Origin of the sequence: Streptomyces sp. BE303 (assembly GCF_036290945.1) — a bacterium.
Taxonomy (GTDB): domain Bacteria; phylum Actinomycetota; class Actinomycetes; order Streptomycetales; family Streptomycetaceae; genus Kitasatospora.
The window spans coordinates 338,630-352,303 of record NZ_JAQYWZ010000880.1; the positions used below are offsets into that span (position 1 = coordinate 338,630).

Here is a 13,674-nt window from a genome sequence, read left to right on the forward strand (position 1 = left end):
TGACCCGGTGCGCGGACGGCCGTCGTCCTCATCGGCGGCGCGTCCGGTGGACGGCGCCCGCCACGAGGATGGCGATGAGGGCGACGCCGGCGATCACGCCGAGGTCGGGGCCGCCGATGCCGGACGAGGCGTCGTCGTGCGAGTCGGTCCCGGAGCCGCTTCCGGCTGCGTTCCCGGACCCGCCGACCGGCGTGGTGCCGGCGGCGGACGGCCGGTCGGCGTTGCCGAGCTGCTCGCCGCAGCCGGTCCGCGGGTAGCCGGCGATGGCGCAGAGCAGCCCGTTGCCGTCGTACCGCAGCGGCGGTGCGACGGTGGCCAGCACCTCCGCCGAGGTGGCCCGGGCGCTGACGACGGCGCAGGCGGTGCGCGGTTCGGGCGGGGTCTCGCGGGCGGGTGCGTCGGCGGGGGTGCCGAAGTCCAGTACTACGGCGACCCGCTTGCGCCCGCTCTGTTCCGGGGTCGCCCCGCAGACGGTCGCGAAGTCCCCCGGGGTGCCGGGTCGCGCGGCCTCCTGGCCGCCGTCCGGGCTGACGGCGAACCGCCAGCCCTCGACGGCGCCGTCCGGCGGGACGTGCACGGCGGGCCCCTGCTGCTGGTAGGCCCAACCGCTGCCGGACCACTTCCAGAACGACCAGTACCGGTACCCGGCCGCCTGTGCGGGAGCCGCTCCGAGCACCAGCAGGATCAGCACTCCGGTGACCAGCCCGGCGAGGAACCGGACGGCCGCGGGCGCCACCCGCCGCCAGCACCGCCGTCGTCGCTCGGCGGCCGAGAGCCCGGCAGCGGGGCCGCCCGCGTCGCCGGACGCACCCGGGCCGGACGCACCCGAGCCGGACGCACCCGAGCCGGACGCACCCGAGCCGGGCGCATCCGGTGACGGGGAGGAGCCGGCCACCCGGGGGTGGCCGGCCAACGGGGCGGGGTCGGTCACGGCCTGGCGCCGCGCTTGCGCTGGAGGCTCAGCAGCAGGCCGCCGCCGATGCCGATGAGCAGGCCGATGCCGAGCACCCAGTACGTGCTGAGTCCGCCGCCGTCGTCCTTCTTCGCGGTCTCGGACGCGGACGCGGTGGGCGACCCGTTCGCGGCGACGGCCTTGGGAGCCGGGCCGAGGGCGGTCAGCTGGGCGACCAGGTCGCTCCCGCCGAACGTCGCCGGGTCGCGCTGCGCCGCCTGCGCGACCAGCAGCAGCGTGGCGGTGGCGGCGGCGTCGGTGCCGCCCTTGGTCCAGGTGCCGCCCTCCTTCGCCAGCCAGTCCACCGCACCGGCGGCCTGCTGCGGGTGCCCGCCCTGGACCAGGCCGAGCACCGCCCAGGCGGTGGCGGTGTAGTCGGGCGTCGGCGTCGCGCCGGCCAGCTTCAGCATCAGGTGCTGCCCGTCGGACGCGAGCTGCGTGGTCAGGTAGGCGGCCACCGCCTCGCCCGAGTCGGCGCGCGGCACGGGCGCGGCCGTGGCGCCGTCGGTGCAGGTGAGGGGCTTGGGGGCGGCGTCGGTCCGGTTGGTGTTGGTGACCGGGAGCTTCCCGCCGGCCGCGGCGAGCGAGGCCTGGCCGGTGGCCAGGGCGTTCGCCTCGCCCGCGGCGTCCGGGGCGGACTGGTAGACGAAGGCGCCGCGCTGGTCGGCGGGGGCGGCGCAGCCGAGCTGGAAGGTCGCCAGTCCGTCGAAGGCGTTCTTGCCGGCCTTGGCGACCCCGGCCGGGTCGGCCTTGGCGGCGAACAGGGCGTTCACGGCGAGGCCGGTGGAGTTGGCGTCCCCGGGGTTGCCGGGGTTGTAGGCCCAGGTGCCGTCCGCGTTCTGGTTGACCTTGAGCCACTGGACGCCCTTGTCGACGGCGTCCTGGTGCCCGCCGAGGGAGACCAGCGCCTGGATCGCCGCGGCGGTCGCGTTGCTGTCCGCCTGCGTGGGGTCGCAGGCGGCCGAGACGTCGGCCCGGTAGGAGAGCCAGCCGCCGTCGGCGCACTGCCGGCCGGTGAGCCAGGAGACGGCGGAGTCGGCCGGGGTCACCTTCGCGGCGGCGAGCGCGGTGAGCGAGAGCGACTGCCGCCACACCGCGTCGTAGGTCGGGTCGCCCTTGCCGTACAGGCCCTCGGGGAGCGCGGTGGCACCGGCGCCGGGGGTGGGGGTGTCGGCGAGCGCCGGGGCGGCGGCGGTGCCGGTGAGCAGCGCGGCGGTCAGGGCGGCAGCGCCCAGGCGGGCGGCGGTGAGCATGGTGGGAGGTGTGCCTTTCGGTGAGCGGTGTCGGCCTGGACAGGCCGTTCCGTAGCCCTCGACGGTGCCCGGCGGTGGTCCGCCCGGCTGGGCCGCTCGCCTCTCCCCGGGCGCTCCGACTCGCCCGGCAGTCGTGGTGCCGGGCTCACGGTTGCGGGGTCAGTGCCGGATTCGCACCGGCTTTCCCCGGAGGAGAAACGGGATGGAATTGTCCTGCATGCCGACTTTAGCCGCCGCGCCGGGCGGGGTGGATCCGGCGGGGCGAGAACACGTTCCAGTCCTGGAGGGGGTGGAGGGGGCGTGGGGGGAGAGCGGGCGGAGAACGAGGAGGCGGCGGAGGGGGAGCGTGAAGGGAGGGTGTGCGGAGGGGCATGAGGGTGGAGGGGGCGGGTGGAGCGGGGGCCGCCCCGGGGCGGGGCGCCGAGCCCTCAGGGCAGGGTGAGCAGCCGGGCCGCCGTGTGCAGGTCGGCGCGGACCTCGGCGATCGAGGCGCGGCCGGAGAGCCAGGCGACGAGCGCGGCGTGCCAGGTGTGCTCGATCACCCGGACGGCCGCGCGCTGGGCCTCGGTCGGTGGTTCGGACTGGCCGATGGCATCCAGGATCAGCCGGCCGGTGGCGACCGAGACCTGGTCGACCTCGGCGCTCACGGAGCGGTCGGCGAAGGAGAGCGCGCGGACCATGGCCTCGGCGAGCAGCGGTTCGCGCTGGAGGGCGTGGAACGCCCGGGTGAGCGCCTCGGCGACCCGCGGGGCGGGTTCGCGCTCGGCCGGCGGGTGCCGTCGGACCTGCTCCTGGAGGCCGCGCAACTGCTCCAGCATGACCGCCACCAGCAGGTGCACCTTGGACGGGAAGTACCGGTACAGCGTGCCGAGCGCCACCTGGGCGCCCTCCGCGACCTCCCGCATCTGGACCGCCTCGTACCCGCCGCGGGCCGCCAGCGCGGTCGCGGTGCGCAGGATCCGGCGGCGCCGTTCGGCCTGCCGGGCGGTGAGCGGCGGTGTCGGGCCGGCGGCGGTCGCGGGCACGTCGGAGACCGGTGCGGCAGGCGGCGCACCGGGCGGCGTGACGGTCGGCGGGGCGGGGGCGGCGGGGGCGGTGGACGTGGGCGGAGGCATGGCGGACGACGGCAAGGGGGCTCCCGGGGCGCGAGAGTGACGGGCTGCTCCGGCGGTGCCCGGCGGCTCCGGGCGGTGTCCGGGCAGTGCCCGGGCGTCCGCTTCCACGGCCGCTCGGGCGACTGTTCGGGCGGGCTGCTCGGGCATGGTGCTCGGGCGTGGCGTGAATCACCAGCCCTGGCTCCTGAGTGGAAGCTACGGGCCGGTATCTTCGAGGTCTCTCATTGTTCACCTGGTTTCCGGCGAACTCCACACCACACTGAAACCTGATCTACTTTAGCGACCGGCAGCACCGACAGCAGCAGAGACGAGGGCCGACGATGACCGCGCAACCGCTGCGGATTGCCCTGCTCTCGTACCGGGGCGACCCGTTCTGCGGTGGCCAGGGCGTGTACGTGCGGCACCTGTCCCGCGAACTGGCCCGCCTAGGCCACCACGTCGACGTGATCGGCGCCCAGCCGTACCCCGTGCTGGACGAGGTCGAGGGACCCGGTTCGGTCCGCCTGGTCGAGCTGCCCAGCCTGGACCTGTACCGGACGGACGACCCGTTCCGCACCCCGGCGCTGGACGAGTACCGGGGACCGGTGGACCTCCTGGAGTACGCCACCATGCGCACCGGCGGGTTCCCCGAGCCGCTGACCTTCTCGCTGCGCGCCCGCCAGTACCTGGCCCGGCACCGCGGCCGCTACGACGTCGTGCACGACAACCAGACGCTCGGCTACGGCCTGCTCGGGCTGGCCCGGCACGGCTTCCCGCTGGTCACCACGATCCACCACCCGATCACCGTCGACCGACGGGTCGAGCTGGAGGCGGCCACCAGCAGGATCAGGCGGCTGTCGCTGCGCCGCTGGTACGCCTTCACCCGGATGCAGCGCCGGGTCGCCGCCAGGCTGGACCACATCATCACCGTCTCCGGCACCTCGAAGCGTGAGATCGCCGAGCACCTGGGTGCCGCGCCGGGCGCCGTCTCGGTGGTGCCGATCGGCGCCGACACCCGCCTCTGGTCCCCGTCGGCGACGGTGGACCGGGTGCCCGGGCGGATCGTCACCACCTCCAGCGCCGACGTGCCGCTGAAGGGCCTGGTGCACCTGGTCGAGGCGCTGGGCAAGGTCCGCACCGAGCGGGACGCGCACCTGGTCGTGGTCGGCAAGCCGCAGAAGGGGGGCGGGCCGATCGCCGAGGCGGTGCGCCGGTTCGGGCTGGAGCGGCACATCGAGTTCCGGCACGGCCTGACCGACCGGGAGCTGGTCGACCTCTACCGCTCGGCCGAGGTGGCCTGCGTGCCGTCGCTGTACGAGGGCTTCTCGCTGCCCGCCGCCGAGGCGATGGCCACCGGCACGCCGCTGGTCGCGACCACGGGCGGGGCGATCCCCGAGGTGGCCGGCCCGGACGGCGAGACCTGCCTCGCGGTGCCGCCGGGCGACGCGGGCGCGCTGGCGGCGGCGCTCGGGCGGCTGCTGGACGATCCGGCGCTGCGCGCCTCGCTCGGTGCGGCCGGACGCGAGCGGGTGCTCGCACGGTTCACCTGGGAGCGCGCCGCCGAGCTGACCGTCGAGGGTTACCGGGCGGCCATCGCCACCGGGGCCGGCCGGAACGCCCGGTCCGGTCCGGGCTGGCGCTACGTCGCCTGACGGGCGGCCGTCGGGCGGGTCCGCCGGGCCGCCGGTCCGGCGGCGGGTCGGTCTCCGTCGGTGAGCCGGTCCGTCGGTGAGACGGTCCGGGGGTGGGCCGATCGGCCGGTGGGTTCGCCCGACGGCCGCCCGGTTCGTGCAACGCGATATCTCTGACTCGGCGTCAGAAACGTTTCCTACCAAGGAATGGGAGCCCGCAGTGCTGACCGTTGATTTCTCGCGCTTCCCGCTCGCCCCCGGCGACCGGGTGCTCGACCTGGGCTGCGGCGGGGGGCGGCATGCGTTCGAGTGCTACCGGCGCGGTGCCAACGTGATCGCCCTCGACCAGAACGCCGAGGAGATCGCCGAGGTCAGGAAGTGGTTCGCCGCCATGGAGCAGGCCGGCGAGGCCCCCGAGGGCGCGTCCGCGGTCGCGGTGGAGGGCAACGCGCTGGCCCTGCCCTTCGAGGACGAGTACTTCGACAAGATCATCATCTCCGAGGTGATGGAGCACATCCCGGACGACAAGGGCGTGCTCAACGAGATGTTCCGGGTGCTCAAGCCCGGCGGTCTGCTCGCCGTCACGGTGCCGCGCTGGCTCCCCGAGAAGATCTGCTGGGCGCTGTCCGACGAGTACCACGAGGTCGAGGGCGGCCACATCCGGATCTACCGGGGCGACGAACTGCTCGGCAGGCTCAAGGACGCCGGCCTGGAGCCGTACGGGACCCACCACGCGCACGCGCTGCACTCGCCGTACTGGTGGATCAAGTGCGCGGTCGGCGTGGGCAACGACAAGGCGCTGCCGGTCAAGGCCTACCACCAGCTGCTCGTCTGGGACATCGTCGGCACCCCGGTGATCAGCACCCTCACCAAGGCCGCCGAGCGGGCGCTCAACCCGGTCATCGGCAAGAGCTTCGTCGCCTACGCCTCCAAGCCCCGCCGGTCCGGCGTGACCGCCTCCGCCGCTGCGGGCGCGAACACGGACACGGGCGCGGGCGCGGCGGGCGGCTCGGAGTGACCGCCGCCGTCCCCGAGGTCCTGCTGCTCGACGGCGTGCTCGACGCCGAGCAGGCCGCCGGCACCGTCCGCAGCATCCTCGCCGAGCAGCAACCCGACGGCGCCATACCGTGGTTCACCGGCCACCACCTCGACCCGTGGGACCACACCGAGGCCGCGATGGCCCTGGACACCGCGGGCGAGCACGCCGCCGCCGAGGCCGCCTACCGCTGGCTGGCCGCCCGCCAGAACCCGGACGGCTCCTGGTACGCCGCCTACGCGTACGGCCAGGGCGCCGGGGGTGCGGAGACCGCCGCCGGCGGCTTCGCGGACGGGGAGGTGTGCAACGCCGCCAAGGAGACCAACTTCTGCGCCTACGTGGCCGTCGGCGTCTGGCACCACCACCTCTCCACCGGTGACGACGCCTTCCTGGACTGGATCTGGCCCACCGTCCGGCGGGCCCTCGACTTCATCGTCGCCCGGCGGCTTCCCGGCGGCCCGATCTCCTGGCGGCTCGACGAGCACGGTGAGGCCGCAGGCGAGGCGCTGCTCACCGGTTCGTCCAGCATCCTGCACGCGCTCCGCTGCGGGCTGGCCGTCGCCGACTACCTGGAGGAGCCGCAGCCCGACTGGGAGCTCGCGGCCGGCCGGCTCCGGCACGCCATCTCCCACCACCCCGAGCGGTTCCTCGACAAGGACCGCTACTCGATGGACTGGTACTACCCCGTCCTCGGCACCGCGCTGCGCGGCCCGGCCGCGCTGGAGCGGATCGAGCGGGACTGGGACCGGTTCGTCGTGCCCGGCCTCGGTGTGCGCTGCGTCAGCGACCGCCCCTGGGTGACCGGCGGCGAGAGTGCCGAACTGGCCATGGCCCTCTGGGCGATCGGCGAGTCCGACCGCGCGGTGGACATCCTGCGCTGGATCCAGAAGCACCTGCGGCACACCGACGGCTCGTACTGGACCGGGTACGTCTTCGAGGACGACGCGATCTGGCCGGAGGAGCGCACCACCTGGACGGCGGGCGCGCTGCTGCTGACGGTCGCGGCGCTGGGCGGGGACCCGGCGACGGTGGCGGTGTTCGGTGGTGACGACCTGCCGACCGGGCTGGTGGTCCAGGACTGCTGCTGAGCCCTGAGCCCCTCGGGGCCGGGGCCTGAGTCGGGCCGGGGCCCGGCCGGTGCTCGGACCGACGACATGCCGAAGGGGCGGGACCGGATCGCGCCGGTCCCGCCCCTTTCGGTGTCGTGCGGGGTGTTCCCGTGTCGCACGCGGGGCGTGCGGCCGGGTCAGCCGCGCTGGATGCCGGCGGTGTCGACCAGCAGGCCCTGGGTGCCGTCCTGGAGCTGGGCGACCAGCGCGGTGCCGCGCTGCTCGACCGCCAGGTACCAGGTGCCCGGGACGAGGTCGCCGACCGGAGCGCCGACCGGGTTGTCCTTCGGGGCCAGCTGGCGCGGCGCCGGGACGGCGAACCAGAACGGCGCGAAGTCGGACGCGGGCGCCTGCTGGGCGGCGGCCTGCGCCGGCCGGGCCTGCTCGGTCTGCGCCGCGTGCTGGGCGGCGAGGTCCTGCGGCTGACCGGCCTGGGACTGGCCCGGAAGCGGCTGGCCGGGCTGGCCCGCCTGCGCGGCCGGGTAGCCGTAGCCGCCGGGCTGGCCGCCGAACGCCGGAGCCTGCGCCTGGTTCGGGTCCTGGCCGGGGCCCGGGTAGCCGTAGTGGCCGACCGGCTGGCCGGGCTGGCCCGCCTGCGGGGCCGGGTAGCCGCCGCCCGGGTAGGGCTGCACGGCCGGCTTGTCGCTGACCAGCGGGGTCTTGAGCACCGGGATCAGCTGACCCCCGGCGGCCGCACCGGCCAGCACGATCAGCGCGATGACGGCGAGCCAGGCACCGAAGCCGTGGCCGATGCCCTCCAGGCCGCCACCGAGGGACCAGAGCGCAGCCCAGAGCGCCGCCACCGAGAAGGCGATGCCCCACTGGTCCAGCCGCAGGCCGAGGATCTGGCGGTTGGCGGCGGCCTGGCCCTGGAAGCGCTGCACCAGGATCAGGGCGGCGGCCACGAGGCCGAGCAGGAAGACCGAGGGCAGGACGGGGAACAGGACGCTGTCCCAGGCGTTCGTCGAGGTGTCGCCGCAGTACTTGCCCTTGCACTCGACGGTCCAGTAGGGCAGGAAGGATGCGATGAAGAGCAGGACGGCCGCACCTGCGACGGCGGCGTCTCCCTTGGTGAGAGCGCGCAGATTCACTAACGTTCCCCTCGTTGGTGTGTCGTGGTCGGCGGGTTTCGTGTCGGCGCCCGACGCGGTCGGCTGACCGGCCGGAAAACCCCGAACGGACCAGAAGCCTAGGGCCAACCGCCCGGCGGGTGCACGGCGGGCTCGGCAATGGGGCGAAGTCGTTGCAAACTGCGCGGTTCCGACCCCTGCCGTCCACCGGCCCGCCCACCGGCTGTCGACTCCTCAGGACGCCTGTTGTGCGGCGTACCTCACAGTGTGCTCCACGGCGCGTTCTCGGGGAGCTGCCTGCCGGGTCGCCGCCGCGCTGTTCGCGGCGTCGCCTACCGGGTGGTCAGAAACGTCGTCAACGCGTCGGCGATCCCCTGGGCGGCCTGCTGGCGCCACTGAGGGTCCGTCATTCGACGGGCGTCCGTCGGGTTGCGCATGTTACCGCACTCGATGAACACCTTGGGTACGGTCGACAGATTGAGCCCGCCGAGATCCGAACGGGTGTCCAGCCCCTGGCTCGCCGTGTAGTCGGCGTAGGGCTCGCCGGTGGCGGCGCGGAAGCCGTCGCGCAGCAGGAGGCCGAGCCGGTGCGAGGGGGCGACGATCGCCGAGGTGTCCGCCCGGCCGGCGACCACCTTGGCGGGCATGATCACGTGGAACCCGCTGCCGCTCGCCGGGCCGCCGTCGCCGTGCACCGAGACGGCCGCGTCGGCGTGGGCGGTGGTGCCGGCCCTGGCGCGCTCGTCGATGCACGGTCCCCACGGGCGGTCGCCGTCGTGGACCAGCACCACCGTCGCACCCCGTGCGGCGAGGATCGCACGCGCCCGGCGGACCACGTCGAGGGAGTACTCGGCCTCGGTGTAGCCGGCGTTGGTGGAGGTGCCGGTGGTGTCGCACTCCTTGCGGGCGTTGCCGATGTCGACCTGCCGGTTGATCTCGGCGGTGTGCGAGAAGTTGCCGGAGTTGTGGCCGGGGTCGAGCAGGACGGTGCGGCCGGCGAGGGCGGTGGAGGAGACGGGGGCGGCGCCCGCCGCGGGGGTGGTGGGGGCGACGGTGGTGGCCGGGGCCGTCGCCGGGGCGTCGGTGACGGCCGGGGTCGTCGCGGGGGCGCCCGTCGCCGGGGCGAACGGAGTGGCGCCGGACGCGTCGGGAGCGGGTGGTGCGGCGCCGGCCGGTGCCGGGGCGGCGGTCGCCGGGGCGGTCGGGGCCGAGGCGTGCGTGCCGCGGTCGGGGGAGCCGACCGCCTGCCAGCCCAGCCAGCCGGCCAGACCGAGGGGGCCCAGCACGCCGATCACGGTGACGGTGCGCAGCAGGGCGGAGCGCCTGCGGGGCCCGGTCTGCCCGGTCGGTTGAGCCGGTTCAGCCGGTTCGGTCGGTCGAGCCGGCCCGGCAGGGTCGGACGGCCCGGTGGGCGGAGCCGGGTCGGTGGGCGGAGCCGGGTCGGTGGGGCCGGACGGGCCGTGGGCGGTGCGGGTCACGGGTGGTTCTGGTCCTGTTCCTGTGCCGTACGGGGTGGTTCAGATCCGGTCCTGGGTCCGGACGGTCAGGCCGAACTGGTCGGCGATCGTCTTCCACTTCGCCACGAAGTCCTTCTTCGCCTGGGTGGCCCGCGGGTTGAGCTCGTCCGCGCGCTTCTTGTCGGCGGTGTTCGGGGCCGTGCCCGAGCAGCCCTGGGTGGCGACCGCCCGGGCCCAGCTCGCGTACGCCCGGTCGACGTCCGCGGACAGCTGCCAGGCGGACGTCAGCGACTGCACCGCCTCCGCGCCGCCGGGCAGGTCGGTGAAGCTCAACGCGGCCAGCTTGGTGAGGAGTTGGTCGCGCTGCTTGGCGCCGTTGTCGAACACCTGGGTGGCGGCGTCGATGTCGGGCTTGGACGGGCAGCTGCTCACCTTCGCGACCGCACTGCCGATCGGCGCCTTCGCGCCCTCGCCCTGGGTCAGCAGCTCGTCCAGCGCCTTGGCCTGCGGCTGGGCGTTCGGGCCGCCCCCGGCGGTCGGGCTGGGGGTCGCGCTCGCGCTCGCCGAGGGGGTGTCGGTCGGGGTCGGTGCGCCGGTGCCGCCGGTGGGCGCCGGGGCCGGCTGGGGGGCCCCGGACGGGGCGGCGCCGTCGGCGGTGGCGGAGGTCGGGGACGGGGCGGCCCGGTCGGTCGTGGAACCGTCGTCCCTGATGGCCCAGAGGATGCCGCCGCCCAGCGCCAGGACGAAGAGCAGGGCGAAGGCGATCAGCAGCGGCGCGCGCTTGCCGCCGCGGTCGTCCTCGTCGTCGACGTCCTCGTAGCCGGTCGGGTAGTCCGGCGGGGGGTAGCCCGGCTGCGCGTAGTTCGGCGCGTAGTCCGGCTGCGGGTGGTGCTGCGGGTGGCCCTGCGGCGGTTGGCCAGGGTACGGAGCGGCGCCGGGGCCCTGGCCGTACGGCGGCGGGGGCGGCTGCTGCCCGGGCTGCTGCGGCTGCTGGTACGGCGTGCCGTACGGCGGCACGGACCGGGGTGGGGCCGGCTGGGGCGGGACCGGCAGGGGGATGCGGGCCGTCGGGGCGTCGTAGCCGGGCGCGGGGTCCGGGGCGGCGGCCAGGTACGGGCGGGCGCCCAGCGGCGGTCCCTGGTCGCCGACGGCGCCGGCGGAGGGCTGCTGCTGCGGGGCGGCGGGCGGCTGGGGGTGGCCGGCCGGAGCGACGGGGCCGGTGGGCGGTCCTGTCGGCGGCGTGGGGGGCGGGCCGGCGGGTGCGGCCTGCTGCTGAGGTCCGCGCACCCAACCGCCGGCGCCACCGCGGGCGGTCGGGTCCCAGACCGCCGGAGCGGTGTTCTGCTGGTCCGTCATTGCGCTAGCCCCCACGGTCTGCCCGGATGCTCTGCTGTGTCGTGCGGCCGTGCCGCGGTCGCGGGCGCCCGCGACCGCGCGGACACCGTACCGTCCGCGCCCCCGCCCGACAGCCCCGGCACGACGTTAGAGCATCCGTGATCGGCCGTGGGACGGCTCGGCCGATTCCCGGCCGCGCCGCGGGTTCCCCGCCCGGGCTCCCCGCCCGCGTTCCGGTCCGCGTTCCCCGGGCCCTCCGGCCGCACCCGCCAGGTCCGCCCGCAGATCAGGGCGGGCGACTCAGGCGGCGGCGCGGCGCAGCACCCGCAGCGATCCCGTCACCGAGACCTCCTCGAACCCTTCGGCGAGTGCCCGCAGGTACACCCGGTAAGGGGCCTGGCCGCCGTCGGCCGGGTCCGGGAAGACGTCGTGCACCACCAACAGGCCCTCGGGCGCCAGGTGGGGCGCCCAGCCCTCGTAGTCGCCGGTGGCGTGCTCGTCGGTGTGGCCGCCGTCGATGAAGACCAGGCCGAGCCGCCCGCCCCAGAGGGCCGCGATCTGCGGGGAGCGCCCGACCAGGGCCACCACGTGGTCCTCCAGGCCCGCCGCGTGCAGGGTCCTGCGGAAGCGGGGGAGGGTGTCCATCCGGCCGACCTCCGGGTCGACCAGGGTCGGGTCGTGGTACTCCCAGCCGGGCTGCTGTTCCTCGGAGCCCCGGTGGTGGTCGACGGTCAGGGCGACCGTGCCGGTCTCCCGGGCGGCGGCGGCCAGCAGGACGGCCGAACGGCCGCAGTAGGTGCCGATCTCCAGCACCGGCAGGCCGGTGCGGCGGGCGGCGGTCACGGCGGCGGCGTACAGCGCGAGGCCCTCGTCCACCGGCATGAACCCGGTCGCGCCCTCGAACGCGGTCAGCACCTCGGGCCGGGGGCGCGCGGTCTCCAGGAGGTCGGACATGGTGCTGCTCCTCGGCGGGGTGGGGGGTGGCGGGGGTCCTGCTCGCCGTCGGACCCTACTGGACGGTACGGCGCCGGCCGGCCCCGGGACCCCGCGCGCCACCGGGTGGAACGTGTTCCACTCCGCCCCGGCGCGTCGTGCCAGAATCGGCCCGACCGTCGATCCGAGGAGAACCGGAGCAGCCGCATGCGCGCAGCCGTCCTGCACAAGACCGGCCAGGACACCCTGGACGTCCGCGACGACGTGGTGGCGGTCGGTTTCGGCCCCGGCAAGGTGAGGGTCCGGCTCCGGGCGGCCAGCCTCTGCCACTCGGACCTGTCGGCGATGAGCGGGGTGCTGCCGCACCCGGCACCGTTCGTGCCGGGTCACGAGGGCACGGGAGACGTGGTCGAGGTCGGCGAGGGGGTGACGGACGTCGCCGTCGGCGACCGCGTGGTGCTCTGCTGGATGGCGCCGTGCGGCCGCTGCGCCCACTGCGAGCGCGGCCGGGGCCACCTGTGCGTGGCCAGCCTGCGGCGCCTCGGTGCGCCCGGTTTCCGCTTCGGCGCGGAGGGCGGGTTCGTGGAGGCGTCCGGCTTCTACGGCACCGGCACCTTCGCGGAGGAGGTGGTGGTCGACCGGGACGCGGTCGTCCCCGTGCCGGCCGACCTGCCGTACGAGCCGGCCGCGCTGATCGGCTGCGGTGTGACCACCGGCATCGGCGCCGCCGTCCACACCGCCCGGGTCGAGCCCGGCGCGTCGGTCGCGGTGATCGGCGCGGGCGGGGTGGGCGTCTCGGCGGTGCAGGGCGCGCGGGTCTGCGGTGCCGGCCGGATCGCGGTGGTCGACCCGGTGGCCTCGCGCCGGGAGCGGGCCCTGGCCTTCGGTGCCACCGAGGCGCTCGCCCCCGAGGAGCTCAAGGCGGCGGCGAAGGCCCTGCCGGGCGGCGGGTTCGACTACGTCTTCGAGGCCGTCGGCCGCTCGGCCACCGTCCGGGCGGGGTACGACGCGGCTCGGCGCGGCGGCGCCGTGGTGGTGATCGGTGCCGGGGCCCAGGACGATCTGGCGAAGTTCAGCATGGGGGAGCTGTTCTTCAACGAGAAGCGGCTGCTGCCCTCGCTGTACGGCGGGGCACCGGTGCCGCGCACCGTCGCCCTGGTGGTGGAGCTGTGGCGGGCCGGGCGGATCGACCTGGCGGGGATGATCACGCACCGGGTGGGGCTGGCGGACGTCAACGAGGCGCTCGCGCAGATGCGGGGCGGCGAGGCGCTGCGGACGATCGTGACGCTGGACTGACCCTCCGGCGGGTGGCCCCGCCGGATGCGGCCCAGGGCCCGCCGGAGTGTCCGGCGGGCCCTGGCGCGCGTGGTGCGGGTGCGAGTGGTGCGAGTCGCACGGGGGCGCGGGGTCGGTGCGGGTCAGCCCCGGCCTGCGGCGGCGCGGTGCCGGCCGTGCGGGTCGGCCTCGGGCACGTCGTCGGAGGCGGAGCGGCCGCGGTGGCGACCGTGCGACGCGGCGCCCTCGGCCGTGGTCTCGTCGGCGTCGGTCCCGTTGGCCAAGGGTCCGGTGGTGTCGGTGAGGGTGGACATCAGAATCGTCTTTTCCGTGCGGAGGTGAGGGTGTTTCGGCGCCCGGCCGTCACCGCCGGCGCGGTCGGGGCCCGGTCGGGCACTCGACCCGGGCGGCGGCGCCGGGGCGTCTCCGGGCACGCACGGCCGGTGATCGCGGCCCGTGCCCCGGTCACCTTAACCGCCGGAGCGGGCGAGATCCTAGCGAGGTCACGACGAGCACCGCACCGGCTCCA

12 protein-coding genes and 1 riboswitch are annotated in these 13,674 nt (G+C 75.7%); of the genes, 4 read left to right on the plus strand and 8 right to left on the minus strand.

All coding sequences use genetic code 11. The features are described from left to right. Positions 1 to 28: 28 nt before the first annotated feature. The 3 genes from PUR56_RS32785 to PUR56_RS32795 form a co-directional block, all read right to left on the minus strand. Positions 29 to 931, minus strand: coding sequence for an SCO2322 family protein (locus PUR56_RS32785; protein ID WP_329951616.1), 903 nt, complete (start codon positions 929 to 931; stop codon positions 29 to 31). Further along, the gene (locus PUR56_RS32790) at positions 928 to 2,205 is read right to left on the minus strand and encodes a hypothetical protein (protein ID WP_329951617.1); all 1,278 of its coding nucleotides are present in this window, start codon (positions 2,203 to 2,205) and stop codon (positions 928 to 930) included. The genes PUR56_RS32785 and PUR56_RS32790 overlap by 4 nt, the downstream gene beginning before the upstream one ends. An 88-nt stretch (positions 2,206 to 2,293) precedes the next feature. Further along, positions 2,294 to 2,415, minus strand: a riboswitch (cobalamin riboswitch). A gap of 218 nt (positions 2,416 to 2,633) precedes the next feature. Beyond that, a complete protein-coding gene (locus tag PUR56_RS32795) occupies positions 2,634 to 3,320 on the minus strand; it encodes a TetR family transcriptional regulator (protein ID WP_329951618.1) in 687 nt (228 codons plus the stop codon). 320 nt (positions 3,321 to 3,640) lie between these two features. Between PUR56_RS32795 and PUR56_RS32800 the strand changes: the two genes are divergently transcribed. The 3 genes from PUR56_RS32800 to PUR56_RS32810 all read left to right on the plus strand — a co-directional run bounded on the left by PUR56_RS32800 (position 3,641) and on the right by PUR56_RS32810 (position 7,054). Beyond that, on the plus strand, positions 3,641 to 4,951 hold the full coding sequence (locus PUR56_RS32800) for a glycosyltransferase family 4 protein (protein WP_329951619.1): 1,311 nt from the start codon (positions 3,641 to 3,643) through the stop codon (positions 4,949 to 4,951). A gap of 199 nt (positions 4,952 to 5,150) precedes the next feature. Then, positions 5,151 to 5,948: a class I SAM-dependent methyltransferase gene (locus PUR56_RS32805; protein ID WP_329951620.1), complete on the plus strand. Its 798-nt coding sequence runs from the start codon at positions 5,151 to 5,153 to the stop codon at positions 5,946 to 5,948. After that, positions 5,945 to 7,054, plus strand: coding sequence for a prenyltransferase (locus PUR56_RS32810; RefSeq protein ID WP_329951621.1), 1,110 nt, complete (start codon positions 5,945 to 5,947; stop codon positions 7,052 to 7,054). The genes PUR56_RS32805 and PUR56_RS32810 overlap by 4 nt, the downstream gene beginning before the upstream one ends. Positions 7,055 to 7,212: 158 nt before the next feature. On the opposite strand, the gene PUR56_RS32815 is transcribed toward PUR56_RS32810, so the two are convergent. The 4 genes from PUR56_RS32815 to PUR56_RS32830 all read right to left on the minus strand — a co-directional run bounded on the left by PUR56_RS32815 (position 7,213) and on the right by PUR56_RS32830 (position 11,891). Continuing rightward, complete coding sequence (locus PUR56_RS32815) at positions 7,213 to 8,166, minus strand: hypothetical protein (protein ID WP_329951622.1); 954 nt, start codon at positions 8,164 to 8,166, stop codon at positions 7,213 to 7,215. A 311-nt stretch (positions 8,167 to 8,477) separates the two neighbouring features. Beyond that, complete coding sequence (locus tag PUR56_RS32820) at positions 8,478 to 9,623, minus strand: N-acetylmuramoyl-L-alanine amidase (RefSeq protein WP_329951623.1); 1,146 nt, start codon at positions 9,621 to 9,623, stop codon at positions 8,478 to 8,480. Between the two features lie 39 nt (positions 9,624 to 9,662). Next, complete coding sequence (locus PUR56_RS32825) at positions 9,663 to 10,958, minus strand: hypothetical protein (RefSeq protein ID WP_329951624.1); 1,296 nt, start codon at positions 10,956 to 10,958, stop codon at positions 9,663 to 9,665. Positions 10,959 to 11,237: 279 nt separating this feature from the next. Then, positions 11,238 to 11,891 (minus strand): class I SAM-dependent methyltransferase, encoded by a 654-nt coding sequence (locus tag PUR56_RS32830; RefSeq protein WP_329878862.1) that lies wholly within the window; start codon positions 11,889 to 11,891, stop codon positions 11,238 to 11,240. 186 nt (positions 11,892 to 12,077) lie between these two features. On the opposite strand from PUR56_RS32830, the gene PUR56_RS32835 reads away from it, so the two are divergent. Next, positions 12,078 to 13,166: an alcohol dehydrogenase catalytic domain-containing protein gene (locus PUR56_RS32835; RefSeq protein WP_329951625.1), complete on the plus strand. Its 1,089-nt coding sequence runs from the start codon at positions 12,078 to 12,080 to the stop codon at positions 13,164 to 13,166. 122 nt (positions 13,167 to 13,288) lie between these two features. On the opposite strand, the gene PUR56_RS32840 is transcribed toward PUR56_RS32835, so the two are convergent. Continuing rightward, positions 13,289 to 13,459: a hypothetical protein gene (locus tag PUR56_RS32840; protein ID WP_329878860.1), complete on the minus strand. Its 171-nt coding sequence runs from the start codon at positions 13,457 to 13,459 to the stop codon at positions 13,289 to 13,291. Positions 13,460 to 13,674 lie beyond the last annotated feature (215 nt).

Coding starts and splice junctions, on each gene's coding strand:
- PUR56_RS32790 (WP_329951617.1), bottom strand. CDS start 2,205: ATGCTCACCGCCGCCCGCCTGGGCGCTGCCGCCCTGACCGCCGCGCTG.
- PUR56_RS32795 (WP_329951618.1), bottom strand. CDS start 3,320: ATGCCTCCGCCCACGTCCACCGCCCCCGCCGCCCCCGCCCCGCCGACC.
- PUR56_RS32800 (WP_329951619.1), top strand. CDS start 3,641: ATGACCGCGCAACCGCTGCGGATTGCCCTGCTCTCGTACCGGGGCGAC.
- PUR56_RS32825 (WP_329951624.1), bottom strand. CDS start 10,958: ATGACGGACCAGCAGAACACCGCTCCGGCGGTCTGGGACCCGACCGCC.
- PUR56_RS32830 (WP_329878862.1), bottom strand. CDS start 11,891: ATGTCCGACCTCCTGGAGACCGCGCGCCCCCGGCCCGAGGTGCTGACC.
- PUR56_RS32835 (WP_329951625.1), top strand. CDS start 12,078: ATGCGCGCAGCCGTCCTGCACAAGACCGGCCAGGACACCCTGGACGTC.
- PUR56_RS32840 (WP_329878860.1), bottom strand. CDS start 13,459: ATGTCCACCCTCACCGACACCACCGGACCCTTGGCCAACGGGACCGAC.